Source organism: Paenibacillus sp. FSL H8-0332 (genome assembly GCF_037963835.1).
GTDB lineage: Bacteria > Bacillota > Bacilli > Paenibacillales > Paenibacillaceae > Paenibacillus_AQ > Paenibacillus_AQ rhizoplanae.
Genome location: NZ_CP150145.1, coordinates 5,123,884 through 5,141,653 on the forward strand (window position 1 = coordinate 5,123,884; position 17,770 = coordinate 5,141,653).

The following is a 17,770-nucleotide window of genomic DNA, read 5'->3' on the forward strand; positions in this document are numbered from 1 at the left end:
AAGCGAAGAATGTCTACGTCATTTATAGCTTTGATTTTACTTTAATGAAATTTCAAATGCGGAGCCAGCCTCACCTGCAAATACAATGCGGCCGTTGTCTGGTAAGACCACCTCATTCTTACCGCTGACCACGCTGTGGTTAATACAGATACCCGTCTGGTCATATACGGCAAAGCCTCCCTTTGCAGGAATCTTCACGGTCATGACTTTTCCTTTTACAGTCGCTGGTACCGAATACCATTTGGCATATCCGTCTGCTTGAATGGTTGTTACGGATTGTTTACCCCCATAGATTGGTTTCACTAGATCCTCACTGGCGTATACATAACCTGAGGCTTTCAGATACTCTCCTCCATCCTTTTTAGAGAAATGAATATCCATTGTATCCCGTCCGGCAGTACCAGGAATCTGCAATAGATTGGCTGCTTCGTTTGCTCCAAGAATCTTATTATTGGACATATACCCTGGATTCTCTTTATCCAGATGAATAGGCAGGATCGATGAAGCATTGAGATAGACCATGGATGTGGACTTTTCATTCAGCAGGTAATATTTTTTACCATCGCGCTTGTTCCATGAGGCGTTAATCTCCTTGGATAAGGCATTGGCTTCAAGCTTCTCTGCTTTATATTCTGAGAAAGCCAGTTGTCCGAGTCCTGGAATGGATATATAAGACCGGGACCAGAGGTAGGTATGCCCATTTTTCTCGACAACGAATTTCAACTTTTCTGTACCATCGCCGTTAACAAAAGTACCATCTGCTGTATAGGTGTATTCTTGAGCCGGAATACCCGGAGCTGCAGGTACGGATACAGTCATTTGTCCAGCCGCACTTATTTTGATCTTCATCACCGAATTGTTGCCGCCATACATGCCTTCAGACTTGGACAATTCTTTAGGCATTGCTGCTTTCACGGGTATGCCAAATGATTTTTCCGGCTTTCGTTCTGTAATCACGCCCTTTTCCTCAAGTGCGCTGAGTAATAATTCATTCGCAATGAAATTATTGGTTAAGCTTGACCCGCCTGAAGAGATAACGGCTGCAGCCATGTTGTATTCCGGAAGCACCACGAATGAAGACTGATAAGATAGCGTATCTCCGCCTTTCATGACGGCCTTAATGCCGTATTCGTTGAAGGGGAACAAGTTCACACTATCCCACCCTAACCCGTAAGACATGAGCGTATCGCTATCCTCTGGCCACATGCCTCTTTTATACTCTTCTTGCGCCATGGCTTCTACAGATTTACTGGAAAGAATGCCTTTTACCTCTCCCGTAAGGATTCTTGAGAATTTGACCAAATCTTCAGCGGTGGAATATAGACCTCCAGTACCGATAATATTATAATTCTCTTTTGGAAGCTGTCCCTCATAAAAAGGGGAATAGATTCCCGCCATTTCTCCCGGGTTAAGCACATCCTGTGGCGTTTTGGTATGCTTCATATCCAGCGGCTCTGTAAAATATTTGTGTATAAATGCCGTATAACTGATACCGCTAACCCGTTCGACCAGAATCTCGGCTAACGTAAAGCCATCGTTGCTGTAGACGGAGTATGCGCCGGGATCTGCCTTCAGGTGTTGACTCGCCAGTTGCTCCACAAACGTATCGTGTGAATACGTGTCATTATCTCCGTACAAGGTGGCATTATTGGTTGAGGTGCCCAGAAGACCGGAGGAATGGTTCAGCAGCATCCTTGGGGTGATCTGTTTGTAGCGGTTATCTTTCATCGTGAAGTCAGGCATATAGTTCACAACAGGCGTATCCAAATCGATCTTACCCTCGTCCACCAGCTTCATTACAGCGGCTGTAAGCATCACTTTACTGGTTGAACCAATGCCATAGACCGTGTTCGAAGTAAGAGGTACTTTGCCGTTCACATCATTTTTGCCCGTTTGACCGGACACCACAATCTTCCCGCTATCAATGAGCGCATACTGCAGACTTGTCGTACCGTACGTCTCAGTCAGTAATTTGGCTTTGTCCATCACGGTTGTCTTCGTTGTCTTATACGAAAGACTGTTATTATTCATGGCAGCCGGGGCGGCCATTGCAGACATTGGAGCAAGCATCGTCAGCATGAGAGTCACAGCGGCTACAGTATTTCTTTTATTTACTGTCCTCATACTCAGCTTCATTTTTGTTACCTTGTTTGGTTTCATTCTGCATCTACTCCTGTCTTCATCTTGGTGTGAAGCCACCTTATCGGGGCACTAAACACAGTATAACTAACCAAGATGTCCCCCTAATGACTACAACATGAACGGAGGATGAATAGGCCAAAAAAGGCTGTGCCATAATTAATACAAAAAGATCGCAGAAGATCAGTCCTAGAAGGAGGAACATAAAACCCGCAAAAAGCCTTGTAAAATCAAGGTTTTGTGCGGGTTTATATGTTGTATTAAGCCACGCTCCCTACCATTGACGAAGCAGCTGCCTGCAACGGATCGGCGTAACACCTCTCACATTCAAGAGGCTTGCGTCGCATACAATCGTGCATAAATGCCGCCGCTATGCAGCAGTTCCTCGTGCGTACCCCTCTCGGCAATCTCTGTGCCCTCCAGCACGACGATCTGGTCGGCATGACGGACCGTGGATAGCCGATGGGCAATCACCAGTGTTGTGCGATCCTTCGATATTTCGTCCAGCGCCTGCTGAATCTCTTGCTCGGTCTTGGTATCAAGCGCCGAGGTCGCTTCATCCAGAATGAGGATCGGTGCATTGCGCAGAATCGCCCGTGCTATCGAAATCCGCTGTTTCTGCCCTCCTGACAGCCGTACACCGCGTTCACCAATCACCGTATCATAGCCTTGCTCCATCTGTGCTATGAAATCATGTGCTTTCGCCGCTTTCGCTGCGGCAATCACGTCTTTCTCCGTCGCATCCGCCCATCCATAAGCGATATTGTCATACACCGAGCCATCAAACAGGAAGGTATCCTGCAGCACCATCGAGATATTGTCACGCAGGCTGGAGAGCGTCACATCACGAATATCGATGCCATCCACTTGAATCGAACCGGTCTGCGGATCGTAGAATCGGTTAACGAGACTGGCTAATGTGGTCTTTCCTACTCCGGTTGTACCTACAAGCGCCACCGTCTTTCCAGGATCAATAGTCAGGTTCAGCCCTTCTAGTACAGGGGCACCATCCGGATACACGAATGTGACATTTTGAAAGGATATCTGTCCTTGTATACGCGGCAAATGGACTGCATTTCGCTTCTCCTGTATGTCTTCCTCTTCTTCGAGCACATCATATACCCGTTTAAGGCCAGCGGCGGCTCGCCCGGACATTTCGACCAAGCTGGAAAAGGACTTTACCGGCTGATAGAACATACCTAGATAGGCGATGAATCCGATGATATCAGCAATACTTACCTCGCCTGTTGCCATTAATCTGCCGCCTAGTATCACGACAAGCACGGTGCCCAGCGCGGTCACAAATGCCAACAACGGTACAGAGGTCTCATAGAAAAGACTGGCGCGCAAATAGGTCTTCGTATGTTTCATAGCCAGACGAGAAACGTTGCCCCGCTCCTCCTCCTGCCGATTGAAAATTTGGATTTCCTTCATGCCCGACAAGTTCTCCTGCACCTTGCCAGCGATTTCTCCCCGCGCCTTGGAATTCTCTCCCCATAGCGGTGACAAGCGTTTGCTTTGCCATACCGTGATCGCAAGCAGCAACGGAATTGTGATCAGACTGATCAGTGCCAGCTTCACATTGATCGTCAAGAGCAGGATGCCTACTCCGATAAAGGTCAGCCCGTTGATGATAAAGTCAGGAATCGCATGGGCAATGTAAATTTCCGCTTCCATCGCATCATTCACAACGCGCCCGGTTAAGTCACCCGTCCGGCTTCGATGGAAATAGCGCAAGCTCATCTGCTGATATTTGCTATATAATCTTGTTCTTAAATCTGCCACATAGTGAAGTGCCGCATAATGGTTCATATAGCCGGCCAGTGATGTTCCGATGGCTTGCAGACAGGTGGCTCCAAGCAGCAACAGACCAATCTTCAGCGCTTCCGCGGCAAACCGGCTGCTACCTTCGGTCGCCAATTGTGTCAACGAGCGGAGCGCCCAGGGCAAATAAAACCCGGCAATCGTGGCCATCACGATACCGGCAAATCCAATGCCTAACTGCAGCCAGTATTTCCGTGCGCCCATCAGGACACGCCATGCGGTTCTCATGTGGCAATCGACTCCTTCTGTTCCTCAGCTTGCAGGAATCCTTGATCTACTTCTTGGTCTCTACGCTTATCACGCAATAGCTCGTACGTCACATACACCGGTCGCCCTGTTCGCGGTTCCAGCATAATCTCGGCATCAATGGCAAACACCTCACGCAGCGTTTGTACCGTCATTACACGCTCCGGCGAGCCATGCTCCACCACCTGGCCCTCACGAATCGCCACCATATAGTCGGAGAAACGCGCTGCCAGATTCAGGTCATGCAGCACCATCACAATCGTCACCTGCTGACTGCGGTTCAGTTCATAGAGCAGTTCCAGCACTTCAAGCTGATGGGCCAGGTCCAGATAGGTGGTGGGTTCATCCAGCAGGATCAGATCGGTCTGCTGGGTGAGCGCCATCGCAATCCATACGCGCTGACGCTGACCGCCAGAGAGCGTATCCACCTCACGATGCTCAAACGCTGTAAGCTGTGTAACCGATAGCGCCCAGGTGACTACTTGCTTATCCTCTTTGGAGAGCTTGCCGAAACCTCGTTGATGAGGAAAACGCCCATAGGCGACTAATTGACCGACCGTCAAGCCGCTCGGTGCGGTTGGCGTCTGCGGCAGAATCGCCATCTGCTTGGCGACTTCCTTGGTGGACAGTGTGCGGATATCGGCACCATTCAGATAAACCGTGCCATTATTCGTCTTGAGCAGCCGGCCGACTGCCTTGAGTACGGTTGATTTGCCGCATCCATTGGGACCAATAATCGAGGTGATCTGTCCACGCGGAATCTGCAAATCCAGTTCTTTGACGATAAGCGTGTCATTATAGGCAATATCAATTTGCTCTGCTGTAATACTTTCCATGACGTCCTCCTAATTGGCCTTCGCTAGTAAATAAAGAAAGTAAGGAACACTGATGACCGTAATAACGATTCCCGTCGGCACATCTCCCCCCAGGTTAACCGTGCGCGTAATCGTATCTGCCAGCACCACGACTAATCCGCCGGTCAGGCTGGCAGCCGGAATGAGCAATTTGTGATCGGGCCCGACCAGTTTCCTTGCCATATGCGGAGCGATCAAGCCAACGAAGAAGAAGCTCCCGCCAACAGCTACACTGCCAGAGGATAAAGCAACAGCAGCGATCGACAACCCCAAAAACTGCCGCTTCACGGAAAGACCCAGCCCTTCTGCGGTCTGATAGCCCAGATGGAGGGCGTTCAGCATCCGGGACTTGTAGAAAATATAGCCGATTAAAATCAAGACCCATGGTGCCAGTACAGCAATATAGCGCCAATCAGCGCCCCACAAGCTCCCCGCCAGCCAATTCAGCATGAAGTCCATCTGCGAATCATCCAGCTTGAGTGTCAGGAAGGTGGTCAGCGCCCCATACCCGCTTCCGAGTGCAACCCCGGTTAAGATCAGACCGATTGGCGAGAGGTTTCGCCCACGGTGATACGATAATAAGAAGATCAATCCTGCCGCCAGCAGGCCGCCGACAAAGGCCAGCAGTGGCAGGGCAATGAAGGAACTTTTTCCTGCCGATGCGAAAAATACGACGAAGAACAGGACAAACAAACCCGATCCTGAACTAATCCCCAGTGTCCCCGGACTAGCCATATCATTGCGCAGCAAACTCTGCATCACGACCCCAGCCGCTCCCATTCCCAGACCTACCAAGATCGACAGTACGATTCGTGGCATTCGAAAATCGAACAGGATCAGATTGTGCTTGCCGGTGCCGTTACCCAGGAGAACGTTCAGCACTTCCTGCGGTGAAAGATTCATCTTGCCGGAATTCATGCTAATGACAGCAAACATAAGGATGAGCACTATAAGCACTACATTGACGAGGATACCCCGTTGCACCGTATAACGCTGCTTGATCATTCAAATTCCCTCCTTTGCCTGCGGGCCAGGAAGAGAAAGTACGGCACACCAATGATGGAAAAAATAATGCCAATCGGTGTTTCGAACGGCCTATTGATCAAACGGCCAGCCAGATCCGCCGATACGGTCAGCAACGCACCATATAGCGCAGCTGCCGGAATAATGTACCTGTAGTCGACTCCGACCATATATCGCACAATATGCGGGGTAATCAGACCCACAAAACCGATTGGGCCAACCACGACAACAGCCAGTCCAGTCAGCACGAGCACGATAATCGTCGATAGTCCCTTGACCAGTCCGCTGCGAATACCGAGTCCACTTGCCACATCATCCCCCAGACTGAGCAGTGTAACGGAAGGAGCTAGCGCCAGCGCCAGCAGGACACCACCAACAAATAGAGGGGAGATAATCAGTAATTCCCCCCACTTGGCCCCGGCTGTACTGCCCGCTGTCCAGAATGCCAATGCCCGGCCCAGGTTGTAATTGATCGCCAAATACTGACTGAGTGCGCCAAACAGCATGGAGATGGACAGTCCTGCCAGCACCAGCCGCTGAGGTGTCATCCCACGCTTGCCCAGTGACGCGATAAAGTACGTGATCCCGGTCGCAAGTGCTGCTCCCAGACATGCAAACAGCATCATCTGCCCATACGAATACCCCGGTAGAAAGGCCAGGCACAGCGCAATTGCGAATGCTGCCCCAGAGCTGATCCCCATCAGCCCGGAGTCGGCCAGCGGATTGCGCGTTGTCCCCTGCATGATCGCACCACAAACCGCAAGGCTACACCCGACGATCAGATCGGCTACGGTACGCGGAAGACGTAGGGTTTGAATAATTTGATGTTCAGTGAGCGTTGGATCAAATCGGAAAATAGCCTCCCATGCAGTCGCTAACCTCATATCAGCGGCGCCAAAGCTAATCGACGCCGCTGACATGAGAACCGTTAATCCAAGCCCTACCACCATGTACATGGTGAAGTTCACCGCCCCACGGCGATTGTGTTCAGGCTTGTTATTCATCGTATTTCCCAATCCCCTTATTTAGCTAATGCCAGCAACTGATTGACAATATGATCGATCAATGCACTGGAGGTCATTATATCCGTGGACCAAGATAGCGATGAACCCACCGTTACAATCCGGTTATGTTGCACAGCAGGTAGTGATTTCCAAACCGCATGATCAGCAGGAACTTCCGTATCTCCTAAGGCGATCAAATAATCCCCCATGTAAGCGGGCAAGACCTCCATAGAGATCTGTCCCCAATATTTATCAGCGTCAATAATATCAGTTTGAACCTTTGACGGTGCCTTCATTTGAAGCTGATTATACATAAGCTCGCCAACCGCATGCTTGGCTCCAGCGATGGAGTTCGTTTTATCACTGAATTCTCCCATAGTAATCGTCACGTCTGAAAGGCCTGCATTCTTAAGGGATAGCTTCGCTTCTTCGATTTTGTTAGCATAAGCATCCAAAACAGCCTCAGCCTCTTTCGGCTTATTCAGAACATTGCCAATAAAATGGATACGCTCTTCTGTAGTCATATCACCATAAGGGACATAAATGGTCGGGGCAATTTTGGATAAATCCTCATAATTCTCTTCGCCCCAGGCTAATATGATCAGATCAGGCTCAAGAGTCATGACATCTTCCGGCTCCATTTTTATGTTAATTGAATCTTTAATCTCGTTAGAATAGACTGCCTCTGTCTCACCCTTTGTCGCTCTCGCCACACCTAGAGGAGTTACGCCCAAAGCCACCACATCACCAACCAGATAATCGACTACAACACGCTGAGGGTTGCCAGGCACCTCAACATCACCCTTTACTGTAGATATCGTTCTGGTCTGCGAGACTGCTTCTGAAGCCTTCGTCTCCTGTACTTCCGGTTGTGTCGTCTGCCCGGTCTCCGCAGGCGGATTCACCGTTCCCCTATTATTCGCTGGCGTCCCCGACGTACATGCCGTCAGCAGCAGCATCAGGCTCATCGCCGCCACTAAGATCATTTCTTTACTTCGTACTTGTCCAAACATGCTTGATTCCCCATCTCTATAAGACTTGACTAGACTCGCCAGTTCCCTCTCATTGTAATGAAGATGAGAATCATTATCAATACCATCAACCTGCATGGATGGTGCGTTTATTTTCCGGTAATCACTCGGCGTCATCTTGTAATACTTCTTAAACATCCGAAACAGGTTCTTCTCATCAGCAAATCCAGATCCGGTTGCTATCTCTTTAATGGTTGCTTCTGTATGCTTCAAGTCATGACAGGCAGCTTCAATCCTTCTCTGAATGAGGTACTCCTGTAAGCTCATCCCTTCCTTCTTTTTGAACAGCCTAGTCAATTGTCCACCGCTGATCCCAAACATAGCGGCAATATCCTGGAACATAATCGGCTCCCTGTAATGTTTATCAAGATATATTTTGGCAGAACTGGCTGGAAAGGGCTGGAGATAGCGAATCTCGCCACCCTCAAAATCTCTATACACCCTATGAATCAATTGATATAGAAAACCCTTAGCCTGAAGCTGATCCATCGCCTTGCCGCGGTTCCAGTCATTCAACATTTGTTGAAACCAATCGAGCAGCAAAATGGGATTACTTGGTGTATAACCAAACTGTTGAACAAATGGATTGACTTGCTCCAGTAATTGCTGCAGGTGCTTCTTGAACAAAAGAGGGGATTCTGCTTTATAAAAGACCATAAAGGTCTTCACAGTCTCCCTTTTAGGCGAAATACTGAGCAGGCTCCCCTTCCCGCCATGAACTAGACCGAAGCGTTCCATTCCAAATGTGGTTTCATTCAGTTGAATTTGCGCTTCCCCTCCACAGGCATAGATAAACATGCTGCTAGGCATTTTATACTGCTCCAAAGGGTATGCGGACGCTATATTCTGAAAGCGTACATCTATTAATGTAATGATCGAACGTGTCCAAATGCGGGCCATCGTATCGATCATCTCAGGTGTAAATACCTGGCTTGCTTCTGCTTCTGCTTGCATTAATCCGCGCTCCCTCATCTCACTTGTCCCAATTTATATACCTGCCTTTAATTGATTTTGATTATCATTATCATAATACTCAAGATTAGTATATCATCATTAAGTAACATTGGGGGAGCAGGCGTGATAAACAACCCCCAAACAAAAAAGAGCACCCCAAAGGTACTCTCTTACTCAGTATTCAGCATTTATAAACCGCCGTCTCAAAGTTTACCGCTTGCCACCGCCCTCCACTATGCGTAAGCGAAGATCAGAAATAAGAACAGCAGCATTGTACTGGCGCCACATGAATACCGGATCTTGTGGCTTGGACACAATTATGAAGTCTGCATCACTTTCAGGGAATTTGTTATGTAGCATTAAAAAATCATTCTTCAAAAGAAAGTAAAACATCTTCAAAGAATATCAATTAAGTCTCTACGATGATAAAAATTTTTAAAAAGATCATCTCTCATACTTCCCAATTGTTTTAAAAGATAAACCGGCATTACGGAGATATCTACTGATCCTGATCTAGTAATGATCAATACCATTGAAGGGCGAGACGGTTATTTTGATAACTATTAACATTTATTATCTTCCAAGCATGGCGGACTGACGATCTAGCAAACTAATTACCCGAGCACCGCCATCCATTTTAAACCTTACTGATACTTGATAACTTTTTAGATCATTATTTGAACTCTGCTCATCTATAGTTAGGTACTTTTTATTTGTGGAATCGTAAATATAGTCTAATTGTATTTCTGATAAACTGAGTGCTCCAGATTCTCCGTACAAGTTAATTAATTCTTGCTTTGACATCCCTACTTCTGCTCCTTGGATTGTTTTATACTTTCCCTTGGATTCTTCGTCAATAAAAATACATACTACTGCACCGTCTCTATACATGATTGAAATTCCAGAACTATATGTACTAAACGTGGTGGTTTTTTTCCCAGGACCAAGTATCTTTTCAGCATCCTCCTGGCTCATCCCATACTTTACAATTTCCTTTTCACTGTCCACTTTAACAATAGCGAGATCATCTGCATTAATTCCACTCGAAGATCCACAGGCAGTAATTACAGCTAAAAATAGTAAAGACAAAATGATTTTTCGCATGTCCATCCTCCGATATAATTCACGTAAAGTTTACTACAACAAAGTACCACACCGCCAATTCCTCAGTCTCGTGTAACTTACATAGGATATCAAATCCTGGGCATTACGTATGTGACGAAAATTTTCCTGAATGCAAAGAAATACCCCGCCATTGTTAGCGAGGTTGAGACATGGGGAACAGCCTGCCATAAGCATTGTACAGGATAAAGTTAAGCAGAGGAAAAGTCATAATAAACCTGCACAAAGGCCCAATGAGCTTTTATTGGCCCGCAGGCGACAGCCCTGCCGGAGTAAAATCTATTAGCAGTTCGCCGAGCGCCACTGTATCGTATTTCATCGTTATTCCCTTTCCTTTCATTACCCTTTCACACCGGACATCGTAATGCCCTGAATGTAATAGCGCTGCAGGAACAGAAACAGGATCAGGATCGGAACCGTGGAAATGGTGCTTGCGGCTAGAATCTTAGACCAATCGGTTCCTTCCACCGAGGAGAACGTGGCAATGGCTACCTGGATCATCTGTTTCTTTTCGTCATTGATAACGATTAGAGGCCACAGATAGGAATCCCAGTTGCCAAGAAAGGTCATCAGCGCAAGGGTGATCATCGGCGGGACAGCCGCAGGCAAGACAATACTGGAGAACGTCCGGGTCATCGAGGCTCCGTCGATTTTGGCCGCCTCCAGAATTTCATCGGGAATTTCCGCGAAGAACTGCCGCAGCAGAAAGATTCCGAACACAGACAGCATCGAAGGAATCACCAGCGCCTTATAGGAGTTCAGCCAGCCGAAATAATTCATCAGCAGATAGTTCGGGACCAGCGTTACTTCACCAGGAATAATCATTGCCGACATGAACAGGGCGAAGACAATCGCTTTGCCACGGAAACGCAGCTTGGCAAAAGCAAACGCCGACATCGAATTCACCAGCAGCACCAGCAGGGTTACACTCCCTGCAACAAACAGTGTATTCGCGATATAGCGGAGAAACGGGTTGCCCTCACTGAAGATAACCTCTTTGAAGTTAGCCAGCGTTGGCTGGACAGGAACGAACAAATGAATATTCAGACTGGAGGAGTACTTGAACAATTCCTCATAAGGGCGTAGTGAACCCGAGATCATCCAGAGGATTGGAATAATTGAAATAACAGCCAGAACGGTCATCACCGTATACTTGGCAATGCTTGCAAAGCGGTTCATGTGGATACCTCCTAGTAGTCTCATTAATGTTCCGCGTTCCGGAACAGTCTCATTTGCACGAGCGAGATGGCGAGAACAATCGCAAACAGAATAAAGGCGGCAGCGGTGCCGTAGCCCATCTGCATCTGCTGGAAGGCCATTTTATAGATATAATAGACTGCGGTTTCGGTAGCCCCGTTGGGTCCTCCACTGGTCAATACAAACACAAGGCCGGACAGCTTAATGGCATCAATGGTCGTCATAATCACCACGAAGGCCGTGGTACGGTTCAGCAAAGGAAGCGTAATGCGGAAGAACTGCTGTATCTTGGTAGCACCGTCTACCCGGGCCGCCTCGTATAAATCTTGCGGAATGTTGTTCAATCCGGCCAGGAAGATAATCATGAAAAAACCTACGCCTTTCCATATTCCCAGCATGATCACACCGTTCATCGCCGTATCCGGGTTGGACAGGAAATTGGTCGTGGGCAGATGAAGTGTCTTCAGCACATTGTTCAGAATCCCGAATTCCTTGTTGTAGATCAGTTTGAACACCGTTGCGGCCACTGCCGTAGAAATGACTACCGGAATGAAATAGAGTGTGCGGAACAGACCGGTAAGCTTGAACTTTTTCTGGATTAATAGTGCCAAGCCCAGTGAAATCGCGGTCTGAATCGGAATCACTACGATGGCAAAATGAAACGAATGCCTGAGACTGGCCAGGAAATCCCTGTCCGTCACCAGAGACTTGTAATTGTCGAGCCCGATGAAGCTGCGGGTCGATCCTACCAGGTTATAATTCTGAAAGCTGATCACAAAGGCTTGCAGCATCGGATAGAACACAAAGATGAGCAGCAAAGCAAAGGAAGGCAGCACGAACCACCAGGCGGTTATTTCTTCTCCCCGCAGAAACCGGCGGGGCTTTTTGCTGGATGGGGCAGTTTTGGAGGCAGACTCAGCTGCCGCTGTAACGCTTGTCATGATCTTTTCACTCCATTTCAATCCGGTTTATAGACGTACACATTCATTACGGCATATATTTGCCCACCCGGGGCAAGAGCTTTAATCTCCGTCTGGCCTTCCTTCAGCCCCTTCACGACAGCGGATGTTCCGGCATGGCTCTCCACCTGGGCAACGGCCTCATCACTCGACACCCAAGTAAGCTCCTGGGAAGCTGTTAGCGGAACCACCGCCGCTGCCGCTTCCACAGTGCCGCCAAGCGGAACATCCACACTGGATTGGCTCAGCAGGACGCGAAGCGGTTCGGGGCCGTCCGGCGCCTCATTCCGCCATACACTGGCCATCGGATACATAACGGCCTGGTCCAGCATCACGTCCCCTTGTTTCACATACAGCTCCAATCCATTGCTGGTAGCCTCCGGGAAAAGAATACTGGAAATCACCGTCTCGCCGTCTGCGCCGAACACCTCCAGCGTCGATTCATCCACATAGATATGCAGCCTGACTTTACCGTTCACCGCTCTTAAGGGAGCCTGGACCGTTTCGGCAAACCCGGCTTCAAATGAACTGTCGCCTGATCGGGTTCGATCCACCGTAAGCATTGAATTTGCGTTGTTATACGATATATTGGTCTCCTGATCTGCACCTTTTCTCAGTTTGATTCCGAATTCCGCCTCCCCCTTCACGGTGAACTCGGTATCGAGTTCATAGGAGGTCCCGTGCAGACCGGCCAGTGGATTGCTGCCTGGCTCTAGCCGCTGGGGTTCCAGCTTGACCGCTTGGCCACGCAAGGCTTCCAGCTCTTGCACCGGCTGCTGGACGAGGCGCAATCCCTCACCGGGAATGTCGCGCAGCTTCAGCTCCCGTGGCAGCGACAAATTCCCTTTCCACGGAGCGCTTGGCATCGAGAACGGATAACGCCAATTGGACATCCAGCCGGCATAGATCCGGCGGCCGTCACTCTGCGGAATATCCGAGTAGGACACTGCGGCGTAGAAGTCTTTTCCGTAATCGGTCCACAGCACTTTGGAGGGCTCATTCTCGTTCTTGAATGTCTGTCCGTCGAAGCTGCCGATGAAATATTGCGCCGCCGAGCCACGGGTTGAGCTGTTATTGCCGATGCTGAGCGCCAGCACCCACCGGGTCTCCTTGCTGCCTTCCACGGGAAGCTCAAACAGATCCGGACATTCCCAGACGGCGGCATGTGAGCCCTGATCGGCGCCGAATTCGCTGGTCATCTGCCAGGCCTTCAGGTCTGGAGAGGAATAGAATCTCACCCGGTTGTCCACCGAGACAACCATCACCCAAGCGTGCGAAGGCTCATGCCAGAACACCTTGGGATCTCTGAAGTCCTTGAGTCCCGGATTAGGAATCACGGGATTGCCCTCATATTTGATCCAGGTGCGTCCTTTATCAGAACTGTACGCCAGGCTCTGCGACTGCATTCCACCTTTGAAATGGGTGAAGATCGCAACCAGTCCCGCTTCATCGCCAAAAAAACCGCTCGTATCCTTCCAGTCCACCACGGCGCTGCCTGACCAGATCTCCCCGAGCGAATCGCGCAGGAGCGCTACCGGCAGATGCTGCCAATGAATCAGATCCGTGCTGACGGCGTGACCCCACTGGCCGCTGTTCTGGTAGAACTGGTGATATTCACCTTCGAAATAAACCATTCCATTCGGATCACTCATATTCCCGCTTTCCGGCGACAGATGATACTGCGGGCGGTATAGCTCCGTGTAGTAATTGGGATCATCAGAAAACTGAAAGGCCGCAGGTTCAGTAGAGATGACATCGGACGGAGTTTTAGCATCAGAAGTATTGCTGCTATGATTGCCGTTGCCGCCAATAGTGCACCCTGCGATAACCAGCATTACTGCAGCCGCACACGCCAGTTTGCTTACAGTTTTGCTCTCTTTATGCGCTTGCTTCTCCCCCGAAACATTCATGCTGCATGCTCCTATTCCTTGTTTGGTTGACACTATTGTAGCTGAACGGCCAGAGAAATCCTTTCAATATGATCGGCTCGGAAGTTGTGATGTTCTCAGGGGTGATTCTTCAAATACCATTCACGGTATTCTTTGGGGCTTTTGCCGCTGTTTTTCTTGAAAGAGGTGCTGAAATAGCTGGAACTGGAGTAGCCGACAAGCATGGCAATATCGGTCAGCTTCAGTTCATTCTCTTGCAAAAGCTGCTCTGCCTTGGTCATTCTCAGCCGGGTGACATAGTCGCTGAACGTTATGCCCACATGCTGCTTGAACAGCCCGGATAAATAGGTCTCATTCAGATGAAACATTTCGGCGAGGGAAGAAAGCGCCAGCTCGTAAGAGAAATTCTCCTCCACGTATTTCCTGACCGCTTCGACCATATGCTGTCCGCTGGAGAAGCGGAGCTTCTTCACTTCGTCCATGACAAGCTGCGCCAGCTCATCAATCTGCCCCCGCACACCTTCACGCGACTGGTAATCGGCAATGGTCCTCTGACAGTTCCACAAATACTTCTGCAGGGCGGAGCCGCCGAGCTCGAACTTTTTGGCGATGGAGCTGAACATCAGCAGCATCCGCAGGGCCAGAAAGGTAAAAGCAAACATCGGAGTATCTCTCTCGCTATTGAAAATAGTGTCAAGCTGCTGGCGGAAGGTGCTCATGTCCAAATTTTCAATCGCCTGCACCAGCTTCCGCTCCACCTCCGGGGTAAAAGCCTGCATAAGCTCCATCACTTGGCTCCGTTCGCCCGTTCCATCTTTATACACGGTGTTTTGGCTCCAGGACAGCATGCACGAAGCATAACCGTTCTTCAGCCGCTTGAGTCCATTCACTTCCTCGCCAATCCCCGTCACACATTCCAGCTTCAAGTAACTGGCTATGTTTCGCTTCAGCTCTTCTACGAACCTGTCCGTTCGATCGGCATACTCCGGCTCCGGCTTCATAATAATCAGCAAATACATCATCGCGGAATTGGCGACATCGCGGAATGGATAGATTCCTTTCCGCTTGGCAGCCGTCTCCCGGCATAACATCTGAAAAGCCAAATTGAGCAGATCCCGGCGCTCTTGCCGGTCCGCCATCCGCCCCGCCGGTACTCTCATCTCCACAGCGACAAACTGCAGCTTCAGATCATCCGCCGTCAGCGGGGTCAGCTGGAGCTGCTGCAGCCGTTCCTTGATCGCCGCCAAGCTGTACCACTCGTCCTTGACCATTTGCAGCAAAAAATTCTCCTGCAGCAGCCGCAGCTGCTCATTTTTCTGCAGCAGAGCCTGCCGTGAGGCCTGCAGTTTTTGTTGCTCTTGTCTAATATCTTCAGCCAGTTTGCCAAGCAGCTCATTCAGTTCTGCGCGGGCTACCGGCTTCAGCAAATAATCCTTCACTCCAAGCTGTATGGCCGATTTCAGATAATCAAAGTCAGAGTATCCCGACAGCACAACCGTCCTCAGCAGCGGATACTTCGTTTTGCAGATGCGGATAAATTCAATGCCGTCCATCTGCGGCATACGGATATCGGAGATGACGAGCTGCGGCAGCGGTCCCTGCTCCAGCAGCTGCAGCGCTTCATTGCCGCTTGAGGCCTCCGAGACCACCCGGAAGCCGGCGGCTTCCCAGTCGATTTTGGCTTTGATGCTGTTGCGGACCCCCTTCTCATCATCCACCAGCATAATGTCATACATGATAATCACCTCTCTATCAGCGGCAGCTTCAGTGTAATGGTTGTTCCTGTATTTAGCTTCGAATCAAGCACGGCTTCAAACTGTTCGCCGTAATACAGGCGGCAGCGGGAGAGCACATTGCGTAGTCCGATGCTGTCCCCTTTATGATTTAAGATTCCCACACTGTCCCTAAGCTCCGTATCGGCAAGAATGCTGGCGATCAGTTCCGGTGTCATTCCTGAACCGTTATCCTGGATCTGCAGGTGCAGGCGCTCTCCGCACACACTGGAGGTGATGGCCACCTCGGCGATTCCCCCTTTTTCCAGGCTGTACTTCACCGCATTCTCTACCAGCGGCTGCAGAATGAACTTGGCGATGAGCAGCTGATCCGCGGCGGAATCCTGCCGGACCTCCACCATCAGATGATCCTCATGCCGCAGCTTTAGGAGGAACAGGTAGTCACGGATATAGCCAAGCTCCTCGCTGACTTGTACCAGATCCGTATCTAGACTCAGCGAATACCGCATCATTTTACCCAGTGCTTCCGTGGCGTCCATGACCAGATCCTCCCGCTTCATCGCCGCCAGACCGCTGATGATCTCCAGTGTATTGTTGTAAAAATGCGGATTGATCTGCAGCAGGAGCGCTTTGTATTCGGCATTTTTCCGGCGCAGGTTGGTCTCGAATTCCGTCTCGATCAGATACTTCAGCTGACGGGTCATCTGCTCAAATACACCGGCCACATAGTCCACTTCGCTCTGCCGCGATCTAACCTTGGGCATATCCTTCATCGCCAGCTCGAACTGCCCGTTTCTCACATGCCGCATGGCCCGGGCCATGGCACTTAATGGCTTCGTTATGCCGGTAGAAAGCCACAGCGCCACAATAATGACAAGGATCAGCAGCACAAAGCTAGCAAGGAGCAGCGTTTCTTTGAGCTTGGTGATGGTGGCATACAGCTCCGCCTCCGGCACCTCGCCGACGATCAGCCAGTTCTGTGCAGGCAGCCTGCGGTAAAAGAACAGATAGTCGGTCCCCCCCTGGTGAAGCGGGAAAATGCCGCTGGTCTGTCCGCCACTCTGTTTCTGCACAGTTGCAAGCCCGTCTTTAAGCAGCCCCTCAGCTCCTCTCAAATCCTGATTGAGTACACTGAGACCTTCAGCCGTCAGCAGGAAGGCTTTGCCGCTTTTGCCGAAGCTGATTTTATCCAGATCCTGGCGCAGCAGCACCGTAGGATAATTGAGTTTGATTACTCCAACATCCTTAAAGGACTGGAGCTGCACCAAAGGAAGCACAAGGCTATTGATCTCGCGCGATCGTATGCTGTCATCGGCCTGATCCTTGTCCTTATGAGCCTGCGTCCAGCGTACGTCCTGCTCCTTAAACTGGCTGTACCAGCTGCTCTTCAAGTAGCCCAGGTCCTGTGTCCATAACCCGCCCTTTCCCTCCGCAAAGGTGGAAATGGAAATCACATTCGAATTATTGATCGCATAAGAGGACAGCAGCTCCCGCATTTTTTGCTTGGCCAGATACTGCTCCCCCTTAGTGCTCTCATCGTTCAGGTCGGCGGTTATCCATTCCTGTGTGATGTCGCTGCTCAGCACCTGGTTGCCCATATCCTCAATCTGCGTCAGCAGTGTGCTGACATGGGAGGCAAATTGGTCTATGGTTTGCAACGTGGACGTCTGGGTAGATGTACGGATCTGCTCCGACGATTCCTTGCTGAGGATGAAGACAACCGCCGTAATCGGAAGGATCAGCAGGATCGAAAAAGCCCACATCAATCTGCTGCGTAACGAGTAGAACATGACAA

At 49.8% G+C, this 17,770-nt stretch carries 12 protein-coding genes; all 12 read right to left on the minus strand.

The window, feature by feature from the left end; all coding sequences use genetic code 11:
* Positions 1-36 precede the first annotated feature (36 nt).
* Positions 37-2,124: a serine hydrolase domain-containing protein gene (locus tag NST43_RS22070; RefSeq protein WP_339225497.1), complete on the minus strand. Its 2,088-nt coding sequence runs from the start codon at positions 2,122-2,124 to the stop codon at positions 37-39.
* Positions 2,125-2,466: 342 nt separating this feature from the next.
* Positions 2,467-4,191, minus strand: a complete 1,725-nt coding sequence (locus NST43_RS22075; protein ID WP_339219413.1) for an ABC transporter ATP-binding protein — start codon at positions 4,189-4,191, stop codon at positions 2,467-2,469.
* Complete coding sequence (locus tag NST43_RS22080; protein WP_339219415.1) at positions 4,188-5,045, minus strand: ABC transporter ATP-binding protein; 858 nt, start codon at positions 5,043-5,045, stop codon at positions 4,188-4,190. Before NST43_RS22080 ends, NST43_RS22075 begins: the two co-directional genes overlap by 4 nt.
* A 9-nt stretch (positions 5,046-5,054) precedes the next feature.
* Entirely contained in the window at positions 5,055-6,068 is a 1,014-nt protein-coding gene (locus NST43_RS22085) for an iron ABC transporter permease (protein ID WP_339219417.1), read from the minus strand.
* On the minus strand, positions 6,065-7,090 hold the full coding sequence (locus NST43_RS22090) for an iron ABC transporter permease (RefSeq protein WP_209988284.1): 1,026 nt from the start codon (positions 7,088-7,090) through the stop codon (positions 6,065-6,067). Before NST43_RS22090 ends, NST43_RS22085 begins: the two co-directional genes overlap by 4 nt.
* Before the next feature lie 17 nt (positions 7,091-7,107).
* Entirely contained in the window at positions 7,108-9,075 is a 1,968-nt protein-coding gene (locus tag NST43_RS22095; RefSeq protein ID WP_339219420.1) for an AraC family transcriptional regulator, read from the minus strand.
* Positions 9,076-9,648: 573 nt separating this feature from the next.
* The gene (locus NST43_RS22100) at positions 9,649-10,179 is read right to left on the minus strand and encodes a hypothetical protein (RefSeq protein ID WP_339219422.1); all 531 of its coding nucleotides are present in this window, start codon (positions 10,177-10,179) and stop codon (positions 9,649-9,651) included.
* Between the two features lie 357 nt (positions 10,180-10,536).
* Positions 10,537-11,376 (minus strand): carbohydrate ABC transporter permease, encoded by an 840-nt coding sequence (locus tag NST43_RS22105; RefSeq protein ID WP_209988275.1) that lies wholly within the window; start codon positions 11,374-11,376, stop codon positions 10,537-10,539.
* A gap of 23 nt (positions 11,377-11,399) precedes the next feature.
* A complete protein-coding gene (locus NST43_RS22110; protein WP_209988272.1) occupies positions 11,400-12,335 on the minus strand; it encodes a sugar ABC transporter permease in 936 nt (311 codons plus the stop codon).
* A 17-nt stretch (positions 12,336-12,352) separates the two neighbouring features.
* A complete protein-coding gene (locus NST43_RS22115) occupies positions 12,353-14,263 on the minus strand; it encodes a GH32 C-terminal domain-containing protein (protein WP_339219423.1) in 1,911 nt (636 codons plus the stop codon).
* Positions 14,264-14,358: 95 nt separating this feature from the next.
* Positions 14,359-15,978, minus strand: coding sequence for a helix-turn-helix domain-containing protein (locus tag NST43_RS22120; protein WP_339219425.1), 1,620 nt, complete (start codon positions 15,976-15,978; stop codon positions 14,359-14,361).
* 5 nt (positions 15,979-15,983) lie between these two features.
* Positions 15,984-17,765, minus strand: coding sequence for a histidine kinase (locus NST43_RS22125; RefSeq protein ID WP_339219426.1), 1,782 nt, complete (start codon positions 17,763-17,765; stop codon positions 15,984-15,986).
* Between the last annotated feature and the right edge of the window lie 5 nt (positions 17,766-17,770).